The organism is Cryobacterium zongtaii, assembly GCF_002909375.1.
Classification (GTDB): domain Bacteria; phylum Actinomycetota; class Actinomycetes; order Actinomycetales; family Microbacteriaceae; genus Cryobacterium; species Cryobacterium zongtaii.
Map to the genome: position 1 here is coordinate 205,018 of NZ_PPXD01000007.1, position 15,839 is coordinate 220,856.

Sequence of the window (15,839 nt, forward strand, 5' to 3'; positions counted from 1 at the left end):
GGGAGCCGGTCGATCGACCGCCTCGGACAATTTACCCTAAACGGGATGGCATAAACGCAGGGACCTGACGGCGAGATCGGCCGACGGGGTCAGACAACAGGGTTGGACGGCAACGCTAGACGGCGGCGCGGATGTCGCGGGCGCCGGCGGCCAGTTCCGCCGCGAGGGTTGCGACGGCGTCGACTCCCCCGACGGACAGTGACTTCACCAGCGCGGAGCCGACGATGGCGCCGTCGGCGTACTCCAGCACCTCGCGCACCTGGGCGGGGGTGGAGATTCCCAGGCCGACGCAGGCGTTGACGGAGCCGGCTTCCCGCAGGCGGGTGACGAGTACCCGGGCAGCCGAGTCCACATCGGACCGGGCTCCGGTGATGCCCATGGTGGAGACCGCGTAGACGAATCCGCGACTTCGGGTGACGGCCTGCACCAGTCGCTCGTCCGAGGACGAGGGGGCGGCCAGGAAGACCCTGTCGAGGCCGGCGCGCTCACTGGCATCCAGCCAGGTCTGAGCGTCGTCGGGAATCAGGTCCGGCGTGATCAGCCCGGCTCCCCCGGCGGCGGCCAGGTCGTCGGCGAACCTGTCGACGCCGTACTGCAGCACGGGGTTCCAGTAGGTCATCATCAGCACCGGGGTGTCGACCTGGCCTGTGATCGCGGCGACGGCCTCGAACCCGTGCCGCAGGCGGAAACCGTTGGCCAGGGCCTGCTGGGTGGCCGCCTGGATGACCGGGCCGTCCATGACGGGGTCGGAGTACGGCAGACCGAGTTCGAGGATATCGACCCCGCTCGTGGCAATCGCGACGGCGGCGTCGATGCTCTCGGTCAGGGTGGGGAAGCCGACCGGCAGGTACCCGATCAGGGCGCCGCCCCCGGCGGCCCGGCGCGCGGCGATCGTGGTCTCGACGGTGCTTGTGTAACCGGTACTTGCGTTCGTCACAGTTGCTGCGCTCCAGCGTCGAGAAGGTCGAAGTAGCGGCCGGCGGTTTCCATGTCCTTGTCGCCGCGACCCGAAAGGTTGACCAGGATGATCGAATCCGGGCCGAGCTGTTTGCCCAGCTCCAGGGTCCCTGCCAGGGCGTGCGCCGATTCGATGGCGGGAATGATGCCCTCGGTGCGGCTGAGTAGGCGCAGTGAGTCCATGGCCTCGGCGTCGGTGACGGGCAGGTAGCTGGCCCGGCCGATGCTGGCCAACCAGGCGTGCTCGGGACCGACGCCCGGGTAGTCGAGGCCGGCGGAAATCGAGTGGGACTCGACGGTCTGACCGTCTTCGTCCTGCAGCATCATGCTGCGCGCGCCGTGCAACACGCCGGGGCGGCCTTTGGTGAGGGTCGCGGCGTGCCGCAGGCCCTCGATGCCTTCGCCGCCGGCCTCGTAGCCGTACAGTGCCACCTCGGGGTCGTCGAGGAACGCGTGGAAGATGCCCATGGCGTTGGAACCGCCCCCGACGCAGGCGGTGACGGCGTCGGGCAGCCGCCCGGTGAGGTCGAGCACCTGCTGCCTGGCCTCTTCACCGATGATCTTCTGGAAGTCCCGCACCATGGCGGGGAACGGGTGCGGGCCGGCAACGGTGCCGAAGACGTAGTTGGTGGTCTCCACGTTGGTGACCCAGTCACGCATCGCGTCGTTGATGGCGTCCTTCAGGGTGCGGGAGCCTGTCTTCACCGAGACGACCTCGGCGCCGAGCAGACGCATTCGGGCGACGTTGAGCGCCTGGCGCTCCGTGTCGACCTCACCCATGTAGACCACGCAGTCCAGCCCGAAGAGGGCGGCGGCGGTCGCCGTGGCGACGCCGTGCTGACCGGCGCCGGTTTCGGCGATCACCCGCTTCTTGCCGATGCGCTTGGTGAGCAGCACCTGGCCGAGAACGTTGTTGATCTTGTGGGAGCCGGTGTGGTTGAGGTCCTCGCGCTTGAGGATGATGCGGGCACCGCCGCCGTGTGCGGCGAATCGGGGCACCTCGGTGATCAGCGACGGCCGTCCGGTGTAGCTGCGGTGCAGCTCGGACAATTCGGCGGCGAAGGCCGGGTCGGCCTTGGCGAGGGCGTACTCGGCCGAGAGCTCATCGAGGGCGGCCACCAGGGACTCCGGCACGAACCTGCCGCCGAAATCGCCGAAGTAGGGGCCGGACTGCGCGCGGAGGGAAGGATTTGCGCTGGACATCTATACCGCCAGGAATTCGTTGAGGGTGAGAATGGGATCGCTGGTGACGAGGGCTTCACCGACCAGCACGACGTCGGCGCCCGCGGCGCGGTAGTGCGCCACGTCGGCGGCGGTCTTGACCGCGGACTCCGCCACGCGGACGACGCCGGCGGGGATGCGGTCGGCCAGGCTCGCGAAGAGGTTCTGGTCGAGTTCGAAGGTGCTGAGGTTTCTGGCGTTCACGCCGACGAGGTTGGCGCCGACGTCCAACGCCCGCTCGACCTCGTCCGCGCTGTGCGTCTCGACCAGCGGGGTCATGCCCAGTTCGAGCACCAGGCTGTGCAGGGCGCCCAGGGTGGTCTGGTCCAGGGCTGCGACGATGAGCAGCACGAGGTCAGCTCCCGCCGCGCGCGCTTCGAGAACCTGGTACGCGGTGCCGATGAAGTCCTTGCGCAGCACGGGAATCGACACGGACGCCTTGACCTGTTCCAGGTCGGCCAACGAGCCGAGGAACCGGCGACCCTCGGTGAGCACGCTGATGGCGCTGGCGCCACCGAACTCATAGGATACGGCCAGTGCGGCCGGGTCGGTGATCTCGGCCAGGGGGCCGCGGGACGGGCTGGCGCGTTTGACCTCGGCGATGATCTTCACCCGGTCGGACGGTGCGAGAGCGTGTAACGCGTCGAGGGCCGGAGCCTGGGCGAGCGCCTCGGCCTCTACGGTCGCCAGGGGGCGGTCCAGCCTGCGGGTCTCGGCGTCGGCGAGCGAACCGGTGAGAAGTTCTGCGAGGAGGTCGGAGGGCACTGTGTCAGTGGCTTCCGTCGACCGACGCCGCGCCGTAGCCCGCCTTGGCCATGATCCAGCCGGCGACGAGGCCGAGGAGTAGGAGGACGGCCGATGCCCAGACGAGCCAGACGACCTCGAAAAAGAACGCGACGGTGCCGATGCCGAAAGCGATCAGCATGATGGTGACTGCGGTCCAGGCCGCCGTCGAATGGCCGTGGCCGGGGTCTGCCGACTCGAAGCTCATGGTTCTCCTAAAGGTCAGTGGGCGTGCGGGACAATTCTAGCTTGCCGGGTTAGTCAGGTCAGACGGTGGGGTCGTCGCCCCTGGTGAGGCCGTCCCAGTCGTCGACGGCGTCACGGGGGCGCCCCTGGCCGGTCGTGGCATCCGTCTCCGGTTCCAGGCGGGTGCTCTCGTAGCGCGTGGTCGGGCCGGGCCAACGCCGGGCGGTGACGCACACGACGAGGCCGACGATGAGCATCAGGATGCCGGCGGCGAGGGCCAGGAACGGCCAGAAGGTCAGCTCGGCGCTGCTCACCGCCGAGCGGGTGGAGTCGACGCCGGCGAGGCCCGTGGCGGTGGTGACAGCTGCGGCGCTCGCGCCGATAGGGTCGGCCAGGGCCAGCGCGGCGGAGAGGATGACGCTGACTCCGAGGAGCGCTTCGAGCAGGCCCAGGATGGTGCGGATGACCACGCCGGCGATGGTGAGCGCCCCGGCCAGGGCGAGCCCGGCCAGGGCAAGGGCGGTCAGGCCCGGCGCCGCGATGCTGCCGGTGACGTCGAGGACCTGCTGGGTGGTGCCGTCCGCGGCGAGCCGCACGGTCACCCAGACCTGGGTCCAGGCCAGCAGGGCGAGCCCGCTCGCGGCAATAACGGCCAGGATCAGGGTCGGCTTGATGCGGCGCGGCGGCGTCATTCAGTACACCCGGGTCATCGCGTTGGCCACGGCGACGGCGCGGAGCGGGGCCGCGGCCTTGTTCTGGGACTCCTGGAACTCCGACGCCGGATCGGAGTCGGCGACGAGCCCACCGCCGGCCTGCACATACGCGACACCGTTCATGATCGTCGCGGTGCGGATGGCGATGGCCAGGTCGGCGTCGCCGGCGAAACCGAAGTAGCCCACCACCCCGCCGTACACGCCGCGCTGGGCCGGTTCGAGGGAGTCGATGATCTCCAGCGCCCGTGGCTTTGGCGCACCGGAGAGGGTGCCGGCCGGGAACGTGGCCCTGAAGACGTCGATCGCGGTCATCTCCGGCAGTAGGTCCCCCTCGACCGAGGAGACCAGGTGCATGATGTGGCTGAACCGTTCGATGCGCATGAACTCCGTCACCTCCACCGATCCGGCGCGGCAGACCTTGAGCAGGTCGTTGCGCGCCAGATCGACGAGCATGAGGTGCTCGGCGCGCTCCTTGGGGTCGCCGGCGAGCTCGGTTTCGAAGTCGGCGTCGGCCTCCGGTGTCGCGCCGCGGGGCTTGGACCCGGCGATGGGATGGGTGAAGACCCGGGTGTTCGCGACCTTCACCAGCGCCTCGGGTGAGGACCCGACGATCGAATACGGCTCGCCGCTGGTGGACTCGAGGCTGAGCAGGTACATGTACGGGCTGGGGTTGAGGCTGCGGAGCACCCTGTAGACGTCGATCGGGTCCGCGGTGCATTCCTGATCGAAGCGCTGCGAGATGACGACCTGGAACACGTCGCCGTCGACGATGTGTTGTTTGGACGTGCCGACAGCGGCGAGGAAATCCGCTCGCTCGGTGCGGTGCTGCGGGGCCGCCGGGGTGGATAGGTCGACCTCGGACACGAAGACCTCGGCCGGCTGGGTGAGCCGGGTCTGCAGGGCGTCCAGGCGCGCCTGGGCGGCCGGCCACAGGGCATCCGTGGGGTCGGTGCCGTCGTTGAGCACGTTGGCGATGAGCTGCACGGTGCCGTACTTGTGGTCAATCACGACGAGGTCGGCCACGAAGCTGAACGCCTGGCCGGGCACGTCGTAGTCCGCCGGCGGACGGTTGGGCAGTCGCTCGATCTGGCGGATGGCCTCCCAACCGATGAAGCCGACCAGGCCGCCGGTCAGCGGCGGGTGCTCGGGCAGCCGCGGCGTCTGCCAGCGCTCGTAGAGGTAGGCGAGCGCGTTGAGCGGCGCCAGGTCGGTGGCGCCACCGAAGGCCCGCTCGGCGGAGACACCGTAGTCGAGCCAGGCGGTGTCGTCGCCGGACTGGGTGAGCACACCGAAGGAGGACACCCCGACGAACGAGAACCGCGACCAGATGCCGCCCTGTTCGGCGGATTCGAGCAGGAAACTGCCCGCGGTGCCGTTGGCGAGTTTGCGGTAGATGCCCACCGGCGTCTCGCCGTCGGCGAAGAGCTCCCGGATCACCGGGATCACCCGGTGCTCGCCGAGCAGGCCGGCGAAGGTCTCCAGCGTGGTCGAGCCGGCGCTCATCGCTGAGCCTCGGGGAGGATCCCGGTCACGTCGATGCCACGACCGTCGAAGCAGGTGTGCGTGCCGGTGTGGCAGGCCGCGCCGATCTGCTCGACCTGCACGACGAGGGTGTCGGCGTCGCAGTCCAGGGCCGCTGAACGCACGAACTGGGCGTGGCCGGAGGTGTCGCCCTTGCGCCAGTACTCCTGCCGGCTGCGGGACCAGAAGGTGACGCGTCCCTCGGTGAGGGTGCGTCGGAGGGCCTCACGGTCCATCCAGCCCAGCATCAGCACCTCGGCGCTGTCCCACTGCTGGATCACGGCGGGCAGCAGCCCGGTGGCGTCGAAGCGGGCGGAGTCCAGAGCGGCGTCGACGTTCATCGGCGCACCACCATTCCGGCGTCGGCAAGCTCACGCTTGACGTCGCCAATCGTCAGGTCTCCGCTGTGGAAGACGGAGGCGGCCAGCACGGCGTCGGCTCCCGCCGTGATCGCCGGCGGGAAGTGCTCGAGAAGGCCCGCTCCCCCGGACGCGATCACCGGGACGGTGCTGAGCTCGCGCATGATCGTGATCAGTTCGAGGTCGAAGCCGGCCTTGGTGCCGTCGGCGTCGATGCTGTTCACCAGCAGTTCGCCGGCTCCCAGTTCGATCGCCTGGCGGGCCCAGGCGAGGGCGTCCAGGTCGGTTTCGGTGCGGCCGCCGTGCGTGGTGACCACAAAACCGGAGGGCATGCGCTGGCTGCGTTTGACGTCGAGGGAGAGCACCAGCACCTGGGCGCCGTACCTGTCGGCGATCTCGGAGATCAGCGCCGGCCGCAGGATGGCGGCGCTGTTCACGCCCACCTTGTCTGCGCCGCTGGCCTGCAGCCTGGACACGTCGTCGACGCTTCGGATGCCGCCGCCGACGGTGAGCGGGATGAAGACCTGCTCGGCTGTGGCCCGCACCACGTCATAGGTCGTCGAGCGGTCGTCGACGGTGGCTGTCACGTCGAGGAAGGTGAGTTCGTCCGCGCCCTGCTCGTAGTACCGCTTGGCGAGTTCGACGGGGTCACCGGCATCGCGCAGGTTCTGGAAGTTGACACCCTTGACGACGCGGCCGTTGGCCACGTCGAGGCACGGGATCACTCGAACGGCGAGGCCCATGGTTACAACCGGGCGTTGTGGATCGAGGTGACGAGGATGGCGCGGGCGCCGAGCTCGTAGAGCCGGTCCATCACGCTGTTGGTGTCCAGCCGCGGGATCATCACCCGTACGGCCACCCAGTTCGGGTCGCGCAGTGACGAGATCGTGGGCGACTCGATTCCGGACGCGGCCTGGCAGGCGGCGTCGAGGTTGTCCACGTGCACGTCGTAGTCCACAAGCACGTACTGGCGGGCCACGAGCACGCCCTGCAGGCGACGCAGCAGGGTGTTGATGCCCGCGTGCTCGTTCTCGGAGGTGATGAGCACCGCGGTCGACTCGAGGATGACCGGGCCGAAGATCTGCAGGCCGGCTTTCCGCAGGGTGGAGCCGGTGGAGACGACGTCGGCGACGGCATCCGCCACGCCGAGCTGAACGGCGGATTCGACGGCGCCGTCGAGGGTGACCAGGTCGACGGTGACGCCGTGACCGGCCAGGAAGGTGCCGACCAGGCCGGGGTAACTCGTCGCTACCCTGAGGCCCTCGAGGTCGGTGAGCTCGCTGAAGCGGCCGGCGGGCCCGGCGAAGCGGAAGGTGGAATCACCGAAGTCGAGGCTGGCGATTTCGCCGGCGGTCGAACGGGAGTCCAGCAGCAGGTCACGGCCGGTGATGCCGACGTCCAGCGCGCCGCTGCCGACGTAGGTGGCGATGTCGCGGGGACGCAGGTAGAAGAACTCCACGTCGTTGTGCGGGTCGGCCACGACCAGGTCGCGCGGGTCGCGGCGGCCGTTGTAGCCGGCCTCCGACAGCATCTGGGCGGCGGTCTCGGCGAGCGAGCCCTTGTTGGGCACAGCGATTCTCAACATGTCAATCTTTCCAAAGGTGGGTCTTGCCAAAGGCGGGTGGGTTTCGCGAGGTGACGACATCACAGATGTCGGTAGACGTCCTCGGGGGAAAGCCCCTTCGCCACCATCAGGACCTGCAGGTGGTAGATCAGCTGCGATATCTCTTCAGCGGTTTCGGTGTCGCTCTGGTACTCGGCGGCCATCCAGACTTCTGCGGCCTCTTCGACGATCTTCTTGCCGATGGCATGCACCCCGGCGTCAAGTTCACGGACGGTACCGGACCCAATCGGGCGGTCAAGAGCCTTCTGGCTCAGCTCAGCGAACAGGTCGTCGAATGTTTTCACCTCTACAGGTTACCGGTCCGGCACGCTAGTGCGCGTGCGCGTGCAGCTCGGCGGCCGAGCGGAGCCGGGCGATCTGCCCGGCCGGGTCGCCGTTGAAGACGCTGGAACCGGCCACGAAGGTGTTGGCGCCGGCCGCGGCGGCCTGTGCGATGGTGTCCTCGGTGATGCCACCGTCGACCTGCAGCCAGACGTCGAGGCCCCGCTGCCGCACGGCGTCGGCCAGGAGGCTGAGCTTGGGCATTGTCGACGCCATGAAGCTCTGCCCGCCGAAGCCCGGCTCGACCGTCATGACCAGCACCTGGTCGAACTCGTCGAGCAGGTCGAGGTAGGGCTCGACCGGGGTGCCGGGCTTGAGGGCGATGCCGGCCCTGGCGCCGATAGCGCGCAGGCGCCGGGCCAGGGCGACGGCATCCGTGGCCGCTTCGGCGTGGAAGGTCACCGAGTAGGCGCCGGCCTCGGCGTATGCGGGCGCCCAGCGGTCGGGGTCGTCGATCATCAGGTGGATGTCCAACGGGATCGGGGACACCTGCAGGAGGCGTTCCACGACGGGCAGGCCGAGGGTGAGGTTCGGCACGAAGTGGTTGTCCATGACGTCGACGTGGGCGAGGTCGGCGGTGCTGATGCGGCCGAATTCCCTTTCCAGGTTGGCGAAGTCTGCGGCGAGAATGCTCGGGTTGATCCGGGTAACCATGGTTTCACCCTACCGAATCGCCGCCGGCGGGCCGCTCAGTGCGGCGGCTCGGTGCGGCGGCTCAGTGCGGCCCGTCAGTCCGGCTGCCGCTGCAGCAGGGTGATGAACATCGCGTCGGTGCCGTGCCGGTGCGGCCAGAGCTGCACGCTGCCGGGGTCGCCGGCCAGGTCCAGCGGCTGCACGGCCAGGCCCTGCAACACCGCGGCCGTGTCCATCGGCGCGATCTTGTCGCCCCAGGCCTTGCGGGCGGTCGCCACGATCCCCCGGGTCTCGGCGATGTGCGGCGAGCAGGTGACGTAGGCCAGGATGCCGCCGGGCTTGAGGGCGCCGAGCGCCGCGTGGATCAGGGCGGACTGCAGGTCGGAGAGCTCCGCGACGTCCTTGGGCTGCTTCCGCCAGCGCGCCTCGGGGCGCCGGCGCAGGGCGCCGAGCCCGGTGCAGGGGGCGTCGAGCAGGATCCGGTCGAAGACCTGCGGCTGGTCCTCGCCGACCCAGGTGCCGTCCATCTCCCACACGGGCACGTCGGCGGGAACAGCGGCCAGCGCCGCCCGCACCAACTGTGCCCTTGCCGGGACGACCTCGTTGGCGACGAGGCTGGCGCCGCCGTTCAGGGCCTCCGCGGCGAGCAGGGCGGCCTTGCCGCCGGGTCCGGCGCACAGGTCGAGCCAGCGCTCGCCCTCCACGACCGGGCGGGCGCGGCTGAGGGCGAGGGCGGCGAGCTGGGAGCCCTCGTCCTGCACCCGCAGGCGACCGTTGCTGTCCTTCATCAGGTGGTGCGGGTCTCCCCCGGCGAGCACGAAGCCCGTGGGCGAGAAGGCGTTGGGGTCACCCAGCTCGGCGGTGTACCCGGCGAGGCCGGGTAGCGCCACCATGTTGACCCGCGGTGCGGCGTTGTCGGCGGCGAGGAGCTCTTCGAGTTCTGCTTCGCGACCCTCTTGGCGCAGGGACTGCCGGAACGCCCGCACCACCCAGACCGGGTGCGAATACAGGGCCGCGAGGGTGTCGTCCGGCGACGTGGTGTCGGCGAGGATGCGTTCGCGCCACTCGTCGGCGCTGACCCGGGCGATCGCGCGCAGCACACCGTTGGTGAAGCCCGTCGCGGAGCGTGAGCCCACCTGGCGGGCGAGTTCGACGGATTCGTTGACGGCGGCGTGGGTGGCGACGCGGGTGGCCAGCAGTTGGTGCGCGCCGAGCCTGAGCACGTCGAGGATGGCCGGGTCGATGGCCGTGACGGGCCGGCCGGCGGCCTCGGCGATGACCCTGTCGTAGAAGCCCTGCATGCGCAGGGTGCCGTAGGTGAGCTCGGTGGCCAGCGCGGCGTCCGCCGTGTTGAGCGCCGCCCGCTGGATGCGGGTGGGCAGCAACAGGTTCGCGTACGCGTCGGATTCGCGGACGGCCGCGATCACCTCGTAGGCGACCCGGCGGGCGGGCTGCACGACGTAACTTGGACGTGCAGCGCTCGTGCGGGCAGCGTTGGGGCGGGAGTCGCCCCGGCGGTCGCTCATGAGGCGATCACCTCGGATGCTGCCACTCCGCGCCACCAGTCAAGTGCTTTCATTGGGGTTTTTCCTGCCGGTTGTACGGTGATGAGTTCGAGCGGCTCCGTGCCGGTGCCGATCAGAACGCGTTTGTCGTGGAGGGTGATGTGGCCGGGGCTGAGGCCGGGTTGGCCGTGTGATGGGGCCACGTCGTGGAGTTTGAGTCTGGCGCCGTCGATCTCGGTGAATGCGCCGGGTTCGGGGGTGACGCCGCGGATGATGGCGTGGACCCTCTCACCGGGCAGCGTCCAGTCCACCCGCGCGTCGGCGAGGTTGAGCTTGGGGGCGAGGGTGACCTCGCCGCTCTGTTCGACGGCCCGGATGCTGCCGGCTGCGAGGTCGTCGACGACGCGTCGGAGCAGTTCGGCACCGCTGTGGCTGAGGCTCTCCAGCAGGGTGCCCGCGGTGGCGTGCCGGCCGATGGGCACCCTGAGCTCGGCGAAGACGGCTCCGGCGTCGAGGTCGGCGACGAGCTGGAACACGGCGGCACCGGTCTCGGCGTCTCCGGCCATGATCGCGCGTTGCACGGGCGCCGCACCGCGCCAGCGGGGCAACAGGGAGAAGTGCAGGTTGATCCAGCCCAGGCGGGGCGCGGAGAGCAGGGGCTCTCGCACCAGGCCGCCGTAGGCCACGATGACGCCGAGGTCGGCGTTCAGGGCGGTGATGGCCGCGGTCGCGTCGGCGTCGAGCCGGTTGGCCTTGATGACGGGCAGGCCGAGGGTGTCAGCGGCAGCGGCCACCGGTGACGGTGTGAGCACGCGTTTGCGACCGAGGGCGGCATCCGGGCGGGTCACCACGGCGGCGATCTCATGGTCAGAGGAGGCCAGGAGGGTCAGGCTGGGCACGGCAACCTGTGGGGTCCCGGCGAAGACGAGTTTCATTTACAGCAGCTCCGGGTCGTCGAATCGTACTTTGAGTGTAGGTGCAGGGCGGAACGCGGCGCCCTTGGGCTTGCGTCGGCTGGCCGCGTTGCGCACGATGGCGGCTTTGAGGGTGCGGGCGACCTCGTCGCCGAGCGGGTAGCCGAACCGCACGATGGCGCGCACCAGCGCGGGCCCGCCGGTCTTCTGGGCGGGGCCGGCGGGGTCGTGGCTGACCGGGCCGAGCACGTCGAGACCGGGCAGCTCGGCCAGCGACTCGATGGCCGTCTCGACCTCCGCGGTGGTTCCGGTGACGGAGGCCACCCGCACCGCAGGCGGGAAGCGTAGCTGGCGGCGGTCGACGAGTTCGGCGGCGGCGTAAGGACCTGGCTGCCAGGTGTTCAGGGCGTGGGCGAGGGCCCCGCCCACTCCTGCGAGCATCACTGAGGCGCCGGGAGCGGCCAGCGCGGCGGCGTTGGCCCACCAGCGCAGGCAGTCCTCCCCCACCCGCAGCGACTCGCGGGCGAGCATCCGTTCGCCGTCGAGCAGCAGGATGGCGCTGTAGCCGTTGCGGGGTATCGGCTCGGCGCCGCGGGTGGCGATCACCAGGGCGGGCTCGGGCCCGATGGTCTGCACGGTGTGCTCGCCGTCGGCGACGATAACCCGGGAGCCAGGGAAGGCCCGGCCGAGCTCCTCGGCGGTGCGGCCGGTGCCGACGGTGACCACGCGCAGGGTGGTGGCCTCGCAGTGCGAGCAGTGCCAGCCGGCGGCGAGGTGGCCGCACCAGCGGCAGGCGGGTGTGGCGTTGGCATTGGCGAGGGCCAGCGGTCCCTGGCACTGAGTGCATCGGGCGGCTTTTCCGCAGGAGCGGCAGGCCAGCATCGGTGCGTAGCCGGGACTGGCGACCTGCACCAGCACGGGTCCGTTCCGCACGGCCTCCTTCGCGGTGAGCCACGCCGCTGACGGGATGCGGGCGGCCCTGGCCTGTGCGTCGGGTTCGGACTGGAAGGTGGTGGGGATCACCCGGGGGTGGCTGTCGCGGGTGGGGTGCACGGCGCGCAACCAACCGATCTCGACCAGTCGTTCGGTCTCCACGCTGCGCGAGTGGCCGATGAAGACCAGCGCGCAGTCGGCGGCCTCCCGGCGGATCAGGGCGGCGTCGCGGGCGTGCACGTAGGGACTGAGCTGTTCGCCGTAGAGCGGGTCGCCGTCGTCCCACAGCACGATCAGGCCGAGGTCGTGCGCGGGGGCATACACCGCGGACCGGTTGCCGAGGATGATCCGCGGCCGGCCCTCGAGGAGGGTGAGGAAACCGCGGTAGCGGTCCGGATTGCTCTGCCTGGCGTCGACGCGGACGACGTCGTCCGCGGGCGCCAGCGTCGTCAGGGCGGCCTGAAGCTGGTCCTGGTCGCGGTAGTCCGGCACCACCAGGATGCTGCTCTTGCCCTGGCGCAGCGCCGATACGGCGAGTTCTGCCATGGTGATCGCCCAGGTACCCACGGTGCTGCCGCCGTCGTCCGGGCCGGGCAGACGCACCAGGCTGGGCACCGCGGCGACGCAGATGCGCAGCCGGTCGGCCACGATGGTGCCGAGTGTTTCCGGCGGGTATTCGGCGAAACCGGGTTCGGCCAGCGGGTCGGCCGGATTCGTGGCCGGCGCATCGGGTGTGGCGTCCCGTGCGGCGAGCCAGGCCTTTTCCACCCGCACGGCGCGGGGCGGCACGGCCAGGCGCACGATGTCGCTCGCGTTGCCGGCCGCCCGGTCGGCCAGGCGCCGGGCGAGCTGCCAGACGGGCTCGGTGAGCACGGGTACGGCGGACACTATCGAGTCGACCGGGCTGAGCTTGCCGCTGTAGCCGGTGTCGGCGCCGTCGATGCCGTCCAGGGTCGCCCCCTCGGTCGGAGCGACCGTCGCCGCGGCCTGCTTAGGGTCGATCAGCTCGATCAGGTACCCGTCGGCCACTCGGTTCGCCGAGCGCAACGGAACCCGCACCCGCACCCCGGGCTGGGCGAGGTGCGCCAGCTCGTCGGGAATGGCGTAATCAAAGAGATGGTCCAGCTGCGGCAGGGGCGAGTCGATCAGCACCCTCGCGATGAGGCCGGTGCGGGTCATCTGCGGCCTCCAGGCTTCAGAGTCCGGCTGCGCTTCTCAGGTCATCAACCCTGTCGAGTCGTTCCCAGGTGAAGTCGGGCAGTTCGCGGCCGAAGTGGCCGTAGGTCGCGGTCTGGGCGTAGATCGGCCGCAGCAGGTCCAGGTCGTGGATGATCGCGGCGGGTCGCAGGTCGAAGACCTCGCGGATGGCGGCGGTGATGTCCTTGTCCGGCAGGGCGCCGGTGCCGAAGGTTTCCACGTAGAGGCCCACCGGGGAGGCGGTGCCGATGGCGTACGCCACCTGGATCTCGAGTCGCTCGGCCAGTCCGGCGGCGACGGCGTTCTTGGCGACCCAGCGCATGGCGTATGCGGCGGAGCGGTCGACCTTGGACGGGTCCTTGCCGCTGAACGCACCGCCACCGTGCCGGCTGGATCCGCCGTAGGTGTCGATGATGATCTTGCGTCCCGTGAGTCCGGCGTCGCCCTGGGGGCCGCCGATCTCGAACCGGCCGGTGGGGTTCACCAGGGTGCGCAGATTGCTCGCGTCGAGGTCGACGCGCTCGAGCACGGGCTTGATGACGAGTTCGGCGATCTCGGCGCGCAGCTGCTCCGTGCGCACTGACGGGGAGTGCTGGGTGGAGAGCACGACGGTTTCGACGGTGCGGGGAACGATACCGTCGTATCCGATGGTGACCTGGGTCTTGCCGTCGGGCCGGAGGTAACTCAGTTCTCCGGACTTGCGGACCTCGGCGAGGCGTTCGGCCATGCGGTGCGCGATCCAGATCGGGATCGGCATCAGCTCGGGGGTCTCGCGGGTGGCGTAACCGAACATGATGCCCTGGTCGCCGGCGCCCTGGCGGTCGTAGTCGTCCAGGCTGTCCTGCTCCCGGCTTTCGTAGGCGTCGTCGACACCCTGGGCGATGTCGGGAGACTGCCCGCCGATGGAGATCTCGACACCGCAGGAGCGGCCGTCGAACCAGACGTCGGAGGAGTCGTAGCCGATGTCGGTGATGCACTTGCGCACGATCGACGGGATCTCGACGTAGCCCGCCGTGGTGACCTCACCGGCCACGTGAACGAGGCCGGTGGTGACGAGAGTCTCCACCGCGACCCGGCTGTGCGGGTCTTCGGTGAGGAGGGCGTCGAGGATGCTGTCGGAGATCTGGTCGCAGATCTTGTCCGGGTGGCCTTCGGTGACCGACTCCGAGGTGAAGAGGCGAAGATCGCTCATCGGGGCTCGTCTCAATTCTTGGATAAATGTGCTGCGGTTGATTGGTGTGCGGGTGCGAGCATGCCTGAACGCTCAGGGCCCGGGTGACGTCGGCCCAGGCGACACCGACTCAAGAGACGGGTGCGTCCGCTCGGATGGCGTCGATGCTGCTGCCCAGGATGCTGTCGAGAATACGGTGGGCCACCGACAATTTCGTTCCGTCGGCCTCCATCACTATATCCCCGGCGCCGTCCAGGACCTCGATTTGATTACGTTCGGTGGCGAACCCCTGCGTCCAACCGACCCTGTTGAGTACCAGGAGGTCGCAGCCCTTGCGGAGGATCTTGGTGCGGCCGAGTTCGCGGCGCGCCGTGTCGTCGGCTTCGGTTTCGGCGGCGAACCCCACGATGACCTGACCGGGGCGCCGGTCCTGCACGAGGCCAACGAGCACGTCGGGGTTCCGCACCAGGTCGAGGGTGACCCGGTCTCCCGCCACATCCTTCTTGATCTTGCCGTCCTGCACCTCCGCGGGCCGGTAGTCCGCGACGGCGGCGGCCATGATGACGATGTCGGCGGCTGCGGCGGCGTCCCGCATCGCCTGCTGCAGTTCCAGGGTGGTGCTGACGCTGTGCACGGAAGCGCCGGACGGTGCAGCGACCTCTAGGTGCGCGGCGACCAGGGTCACGACGGCTCCCCTGGCCAGGGCCGCTTCGGCCAACGCGACGCCCTGGCGCCCGCTGGACCGGTTGCCGAGGAAGCGCACGGGATCGAGGGGTTCTCGGGTGCCGCCGGCGCTGATCAGCACGTGCCGGCCGGCCAGGTCCGGTACCTGAACACTCGCGGGGGTGTCCGCGCGGTGGGCGGCGAGGGCGGCGAGGGCGGCGTCCACGATGGCGTCGGGTTCTTCCATCCGGCCCTGCCCGGAATCGGAGCCGGTCAACCGGCCGATGCCCGGTCCGACGATGGTGACGCCCCGACGGCGGAGCGTGGCGATGTTGGCCACCGTGGCGGGGTTGTTCCACATCTCGGTGTGCATCGCGGGGGCGATCACGAGCGGTGCGGTGCTGGCGAGGATGGTGTTGCCCAGCAGGTCGTCGGCCAGGCCGAGGGCAATCTTGGCGATGCTGTTGGCGGTGGCAGGGGCGATCACGATGAGGTCGGCGGACTGGCCGATGGCCACGTGACGCACCTCGGCAACGCCCTCGTAGAGGTCGGTGTGCACGGGGTTGCGGGAGATCGCCTCGAGCGTCGGCTTGCCGACGAACCGCAGTGCAGCCTCCGTGGCGACGACGTGGACGTCGTCCCCGAGCAGCACAAAAGCGCGCACGACGTTGACGGCCTTATAGGCAGCGATGCCGCCGGTTACCCCGACGACTATCGTGCGACCAGTCGACATCCTGCGCGCTTACGTGAGAGCTGCGTCGAGTTATTCGACGATGGGCTTCGAGGTGAGCTTGTCCTCGTTGATTTCGCGCAGCGCCACGGAGAGCGGCTTGTCGTCGACGGTGGAGTCGACGAGCGGTCCGACGTTGTCGAACAGGCTGCCTTCGTGAAGGTCTGCGTAGTAGTCGTTGATCTGGCGGGCGCGCTTGGAGGCGAAGATCACCAGGGCGTACTTGGAATCGACCTTGGTGAGCAGGTCGTCGATGGGCGGGTCAATGATGCCAGTGGGCTTGTTGGGCACGCTGTCACACTCCTTCATGCTGTTCAAGCAAAATGTACGGGCTGCGCGGTCATTCCGTTGGTTTCCGTGGCCGGAAACCGGACATTGACCACGTTGATGCGCCTGGTCGACGCGAGG

Annotated in this window: 17 protein-coding genes; all 17 read right to left on the bottom strand. The window is 69.7% G+C overall.

The genetic code is table 11. The features are described 5' to 3' along the window. Positions 1-115: 115 nt before the first annotated feature. Positions 116-937 carry a tryptophan synthase subunit alpha gene (gene trpA, locus C3B61_RS05685; protein WP_103459826.1) on the bottom strand — a complete coding sequence of 274 codons (822 nt, stop codon included), beginning with the start codon at positions 935-937 and terminating at the stop codon, positions 116-118. After that, positions 934-2,160 carry a tryptophan synthase subunit beta gene (gene trpB / locus C3B61_RS05690; protein WP_088456265.1) on the bottom strand — a complete coding sequence of 409 codons (1,227 nt, stop codon included), beginning with the start codon at positions 2,158-2,160 and terminating at the stop codon, positions 934-936. The genes trpA and trpB overlap by 4 nt, the downstream gene beginning before the upstream one ends. After that, positions 2,161-2,943 carry an indole-3-glycerol phosphate synthase TrpC gene (gene trpC, locus C3B61_RS05695; protein ID WP_088456266.1) on the bottom strand — a complete coding sequence of 261 codons (783 nt, stop codon included), beginning with the start codon at positions 2,941-2,943 and terminating at the stop codon, positions 2,161-2,163. It lies immediately after the preceding gene. A 4-nt stretch (positions 2,944-2,947) separates the two neighbouring features. Continuing rightward, the gene (locus C3B61_RS05700) at positions 2,948-3,169 is read right to left on the bottom strand and encodes a DUF6704 family protein (RefSeq protein ID WP_103459827.1); all 222 of its coding nucleotides are present in this window, start codon (positions 3,167-3,169) and stop codon (positions 2,948-2,950) included. Between the two features lie 58 nt (positions 3,170-3,227). Next, entirely contained in the window at positions 3,228-3,839 is a 612-nt protein-coding gene (locus C3B61_RS05705; RefSeq protein ID WP_103459828.1) for a Trp biosynthesis-associated membrane protein, read from the bottom strand. Next, positions 3,840-5,363: an anthranilate synthase component I gene (locus C3B61_RS05710; protein ID WP_103459829.1), complete on the bottom strand. Its 1,524-nt coding sequence runs from the start codon at positions 5,361-5,363 to the stop codon at positions 3,840-3,842. It lies immediately after the preceding gene. Next, entirely contained in the window at positions 5,360-5,722 is a 363-nt protein-coding gene (hisI, locus tag C3B61_RS05715) for a phosphoribosyl-AMP cyclohydrolase (RefSeq protein WP_088456270.1), read from the bottom strand. The genes C3B61_RS05710 and hisI overlap by 4 nt, the downstream gene beginning before the upstream one ends. Next, on the bottom strand, positions 5,719-6,483 hold the full coding sequence (gene hisF / locus C3B61_RS05720) for an imidazole glycerol phosphate synthase subunit HisF (RefSeq protein WP_088456271.1): 765 nt from the start codon (positions 6,481-6,483) through the stop codon (positions 5,719-5,721). Before hisF ends, hisI begins: the two co-directional genes overlap by 4 nt. A gap of 2 nt (positions 6,484-6,485) precedes the next feature. Then, entirely contained in the window at positions 6,486-7,325 is an 840-nt protein-coding gene (hisG, locus tag C3B61_RS05725) for an ATP phosphoribosyltransferase (protein WP_088456272.1), read from the bottom strand. A gap of 59 nt (positions 7,326-7,384) precedes the next feature. Continuing rightward, a complete protein-coding gene (locus C3B61_RS05730) occupies positions 7,385-7,648 on the bottom strand; it encodes a phosphoribosyl-ATP diphosphatase (RefSeq protein ID WP_088456273.1) in 264 nt (87 codons plus the stop codon). 25 nt (positions 7,649-7,673) lie between these two features. Beyond that, on the bottom strand, positions 7,674-8,339 hold the full coding sequence (rpe, locus tag C3B61_RS05735; RefSeq protein ID WP_103459830.1) for a ribulose-phosphate 3-epimerase: 666 nt from the start codon (positions 8,337-8,339) through the stop codon (positions 7,674-7,676). A gap of 74 nt (positions 8,340-8,413) precedes the next feature. After that, a complete protein-coding gene (locus tag C3B61_RS05740; RefSeq protein WP_103459831.1) occupies positions 8,414-9,844 on the bottom strand; it encodes an RsmB/NOP family class I SAM-dependent RNA methyltransferase in 1,431 nt (476 codons plus the stop codon). Continuing rightward, the gene (gene fmt, locus C3B61_RS05745; protein WP_103459832.1) at positions 9,841-10,758 is read right to left on the bottom strand and encodes a methionyl-tRNA formyltransferase; all 918 of its coding nucleotides are present in this window, start codon (positions 10,756-10,758) and stop codon (positions 9,841-9,843) included. The genes C3B61_RS05740 and fmt overlap by 4 nt, the downstream gene beginning before the upstream one ends. Beyond that, positions 10,759-12,849, bottom strand: a complete 2,091-nt coding sequence (locus C3B61_RS05750) for a primosomal protein N' family DNA-binding protein (RefSeq protein ID WP_103459833.1) — start codon at positions 12,847-12,849, stop codon at positions 10,759-10,761. Between the two features lie 16 nt (positions 12,850-12,865). Beyond that, a complete protein-coding gene (metK, locus tag C3B61_RS05755) occupies positions 12,866-14,059 on the bottom strand; it encodes a methionine adenosyltransferase (RefSeq protein ID WP_088456278.1) in 1,194 nt (397 codons plus the stop codon). A 109-nt stretch (positions 14,060-14,168) separates the two neighbouring features. Next, positions 14,169-15,434 carry a bifunctional phosphopantothenoylcysteine decarboxylase/phosphopantothenate--cysteine ligase CoaBC gene (gene coaBC / locus C3B61_RS05760; protein ID WP_103459834.1) on the bottom strand — a complete coding sequence of 422 codons (1,266 nt, stop codon included), beginning with the start codon at positions 15,432-15,434 and terminating at the stop codon, positions 14,169-14,171. Between the two features lie 30 nt (positions 15,435-15,464). Then, positions 15,465-15,722: a DNA-directed RNA polymerase subunit omega gene (gene rpoZ, locus C3B61_RS05765; RefSeq protein ID WP_066595628.1), complete on the bottom strand. Its 258-nt coding sequence runs from the start codon at positions 15,720-15,722 to the stop codon at positions 15,465-15,467. Positions 15,723-15,839: the final 117 nt, after the last annotated feature.

Bases quoted from the DNA above. Each gene is read 5' to 3' on its own strand.
- trpB (WP_088456265.1), bottom strand. From the start codon at position 2,160: ATGTCCAGCGCAAATCCTTCCCTCCGCGCGCAGTCCGGCCCCTACTTC.
- C3B61_RS05700 (WP_103459827.1), bottom strand. From the start codon at position 3,169: ATGAGCTTCGAGTCGGCAGACCCCGGCCACGGCCATTCGACGGCGGCC.
- C3B61_RS05705 (WP_103459828.1), bottom strand. From the start codon at position 3,839: ATGACGCCGCCGCGCCGCATCAAGCCGACCCTGATCCTGGCCGTTATT.
- C3B61_RS05710 (WP_103459829.1), bottom strand. From the start codon at position 5,363: ATGAGCGCCGGCTCGACCACGCTGGAGACCTTCGCCGGCCTGCTCGGC.
- hisI (WP_088456270.1), bottom strand. From the start codon at position 5,722: ATGAACGTCGACGCCGCTCTGGACTCCGCCCGCTTCGACGCCACCGGG.
- hisF (WP_088456271.1), bottom strand. From the start codon at position 6,483: ATGGGCCTCGCCGTTCGAGTGATCCCGTGCCTCGACGTGGCCAACGGC.
- hisG (WP_088456272.1), bottom strand. From the start codon at position 7,325: ATGTTGAGAATCGCTGTGCCCAACAAGGGCTCGCTCGCCGAGACCGCC.
- rpe (WP_103459830.1), bottom strand. From the start codon at position 8,339: ATGGTTACCCGGATCAACCCGAGCATTCTCGCCGCAGACTTCGCCAAC.
- C3B61_RS05740 (WP_103459831.1), bottom strand. From the start codon at position 9,844: ATGAGCGACCGCCGGGGCGACTCCCGCCCCAACGCTGCCCGCACGAGC.
- fmt (WP_103459832.1), bottom strand. From the start codon at position 10,758: ATGAAACTCGTCTTCGCCGGGACCCCACAGGTTGCCGTGCCCAGCCTG.
- C3B61_RS05750 (WP_103459833.1), bottom strand. From the start codon at position 12,849: ATGACCCGCACCGGCCTCATCGCGAGGGTGCTGATCGACTCGCCCCTG.
- metK (WP_088456278.1), bottom strand. From the start codon at position 14,059: ATGAGCGATCTTCGCCTCTTCACCTCGGAGTCGGTCACCGAAGGCCAC.
- coaBC (WP_103459834.1), bottom strand. From the start codon at position 15,434: ATGTCGACTGGTCGCACGATAGTCGTCGGGGTAACCGGCGGCATCGCT.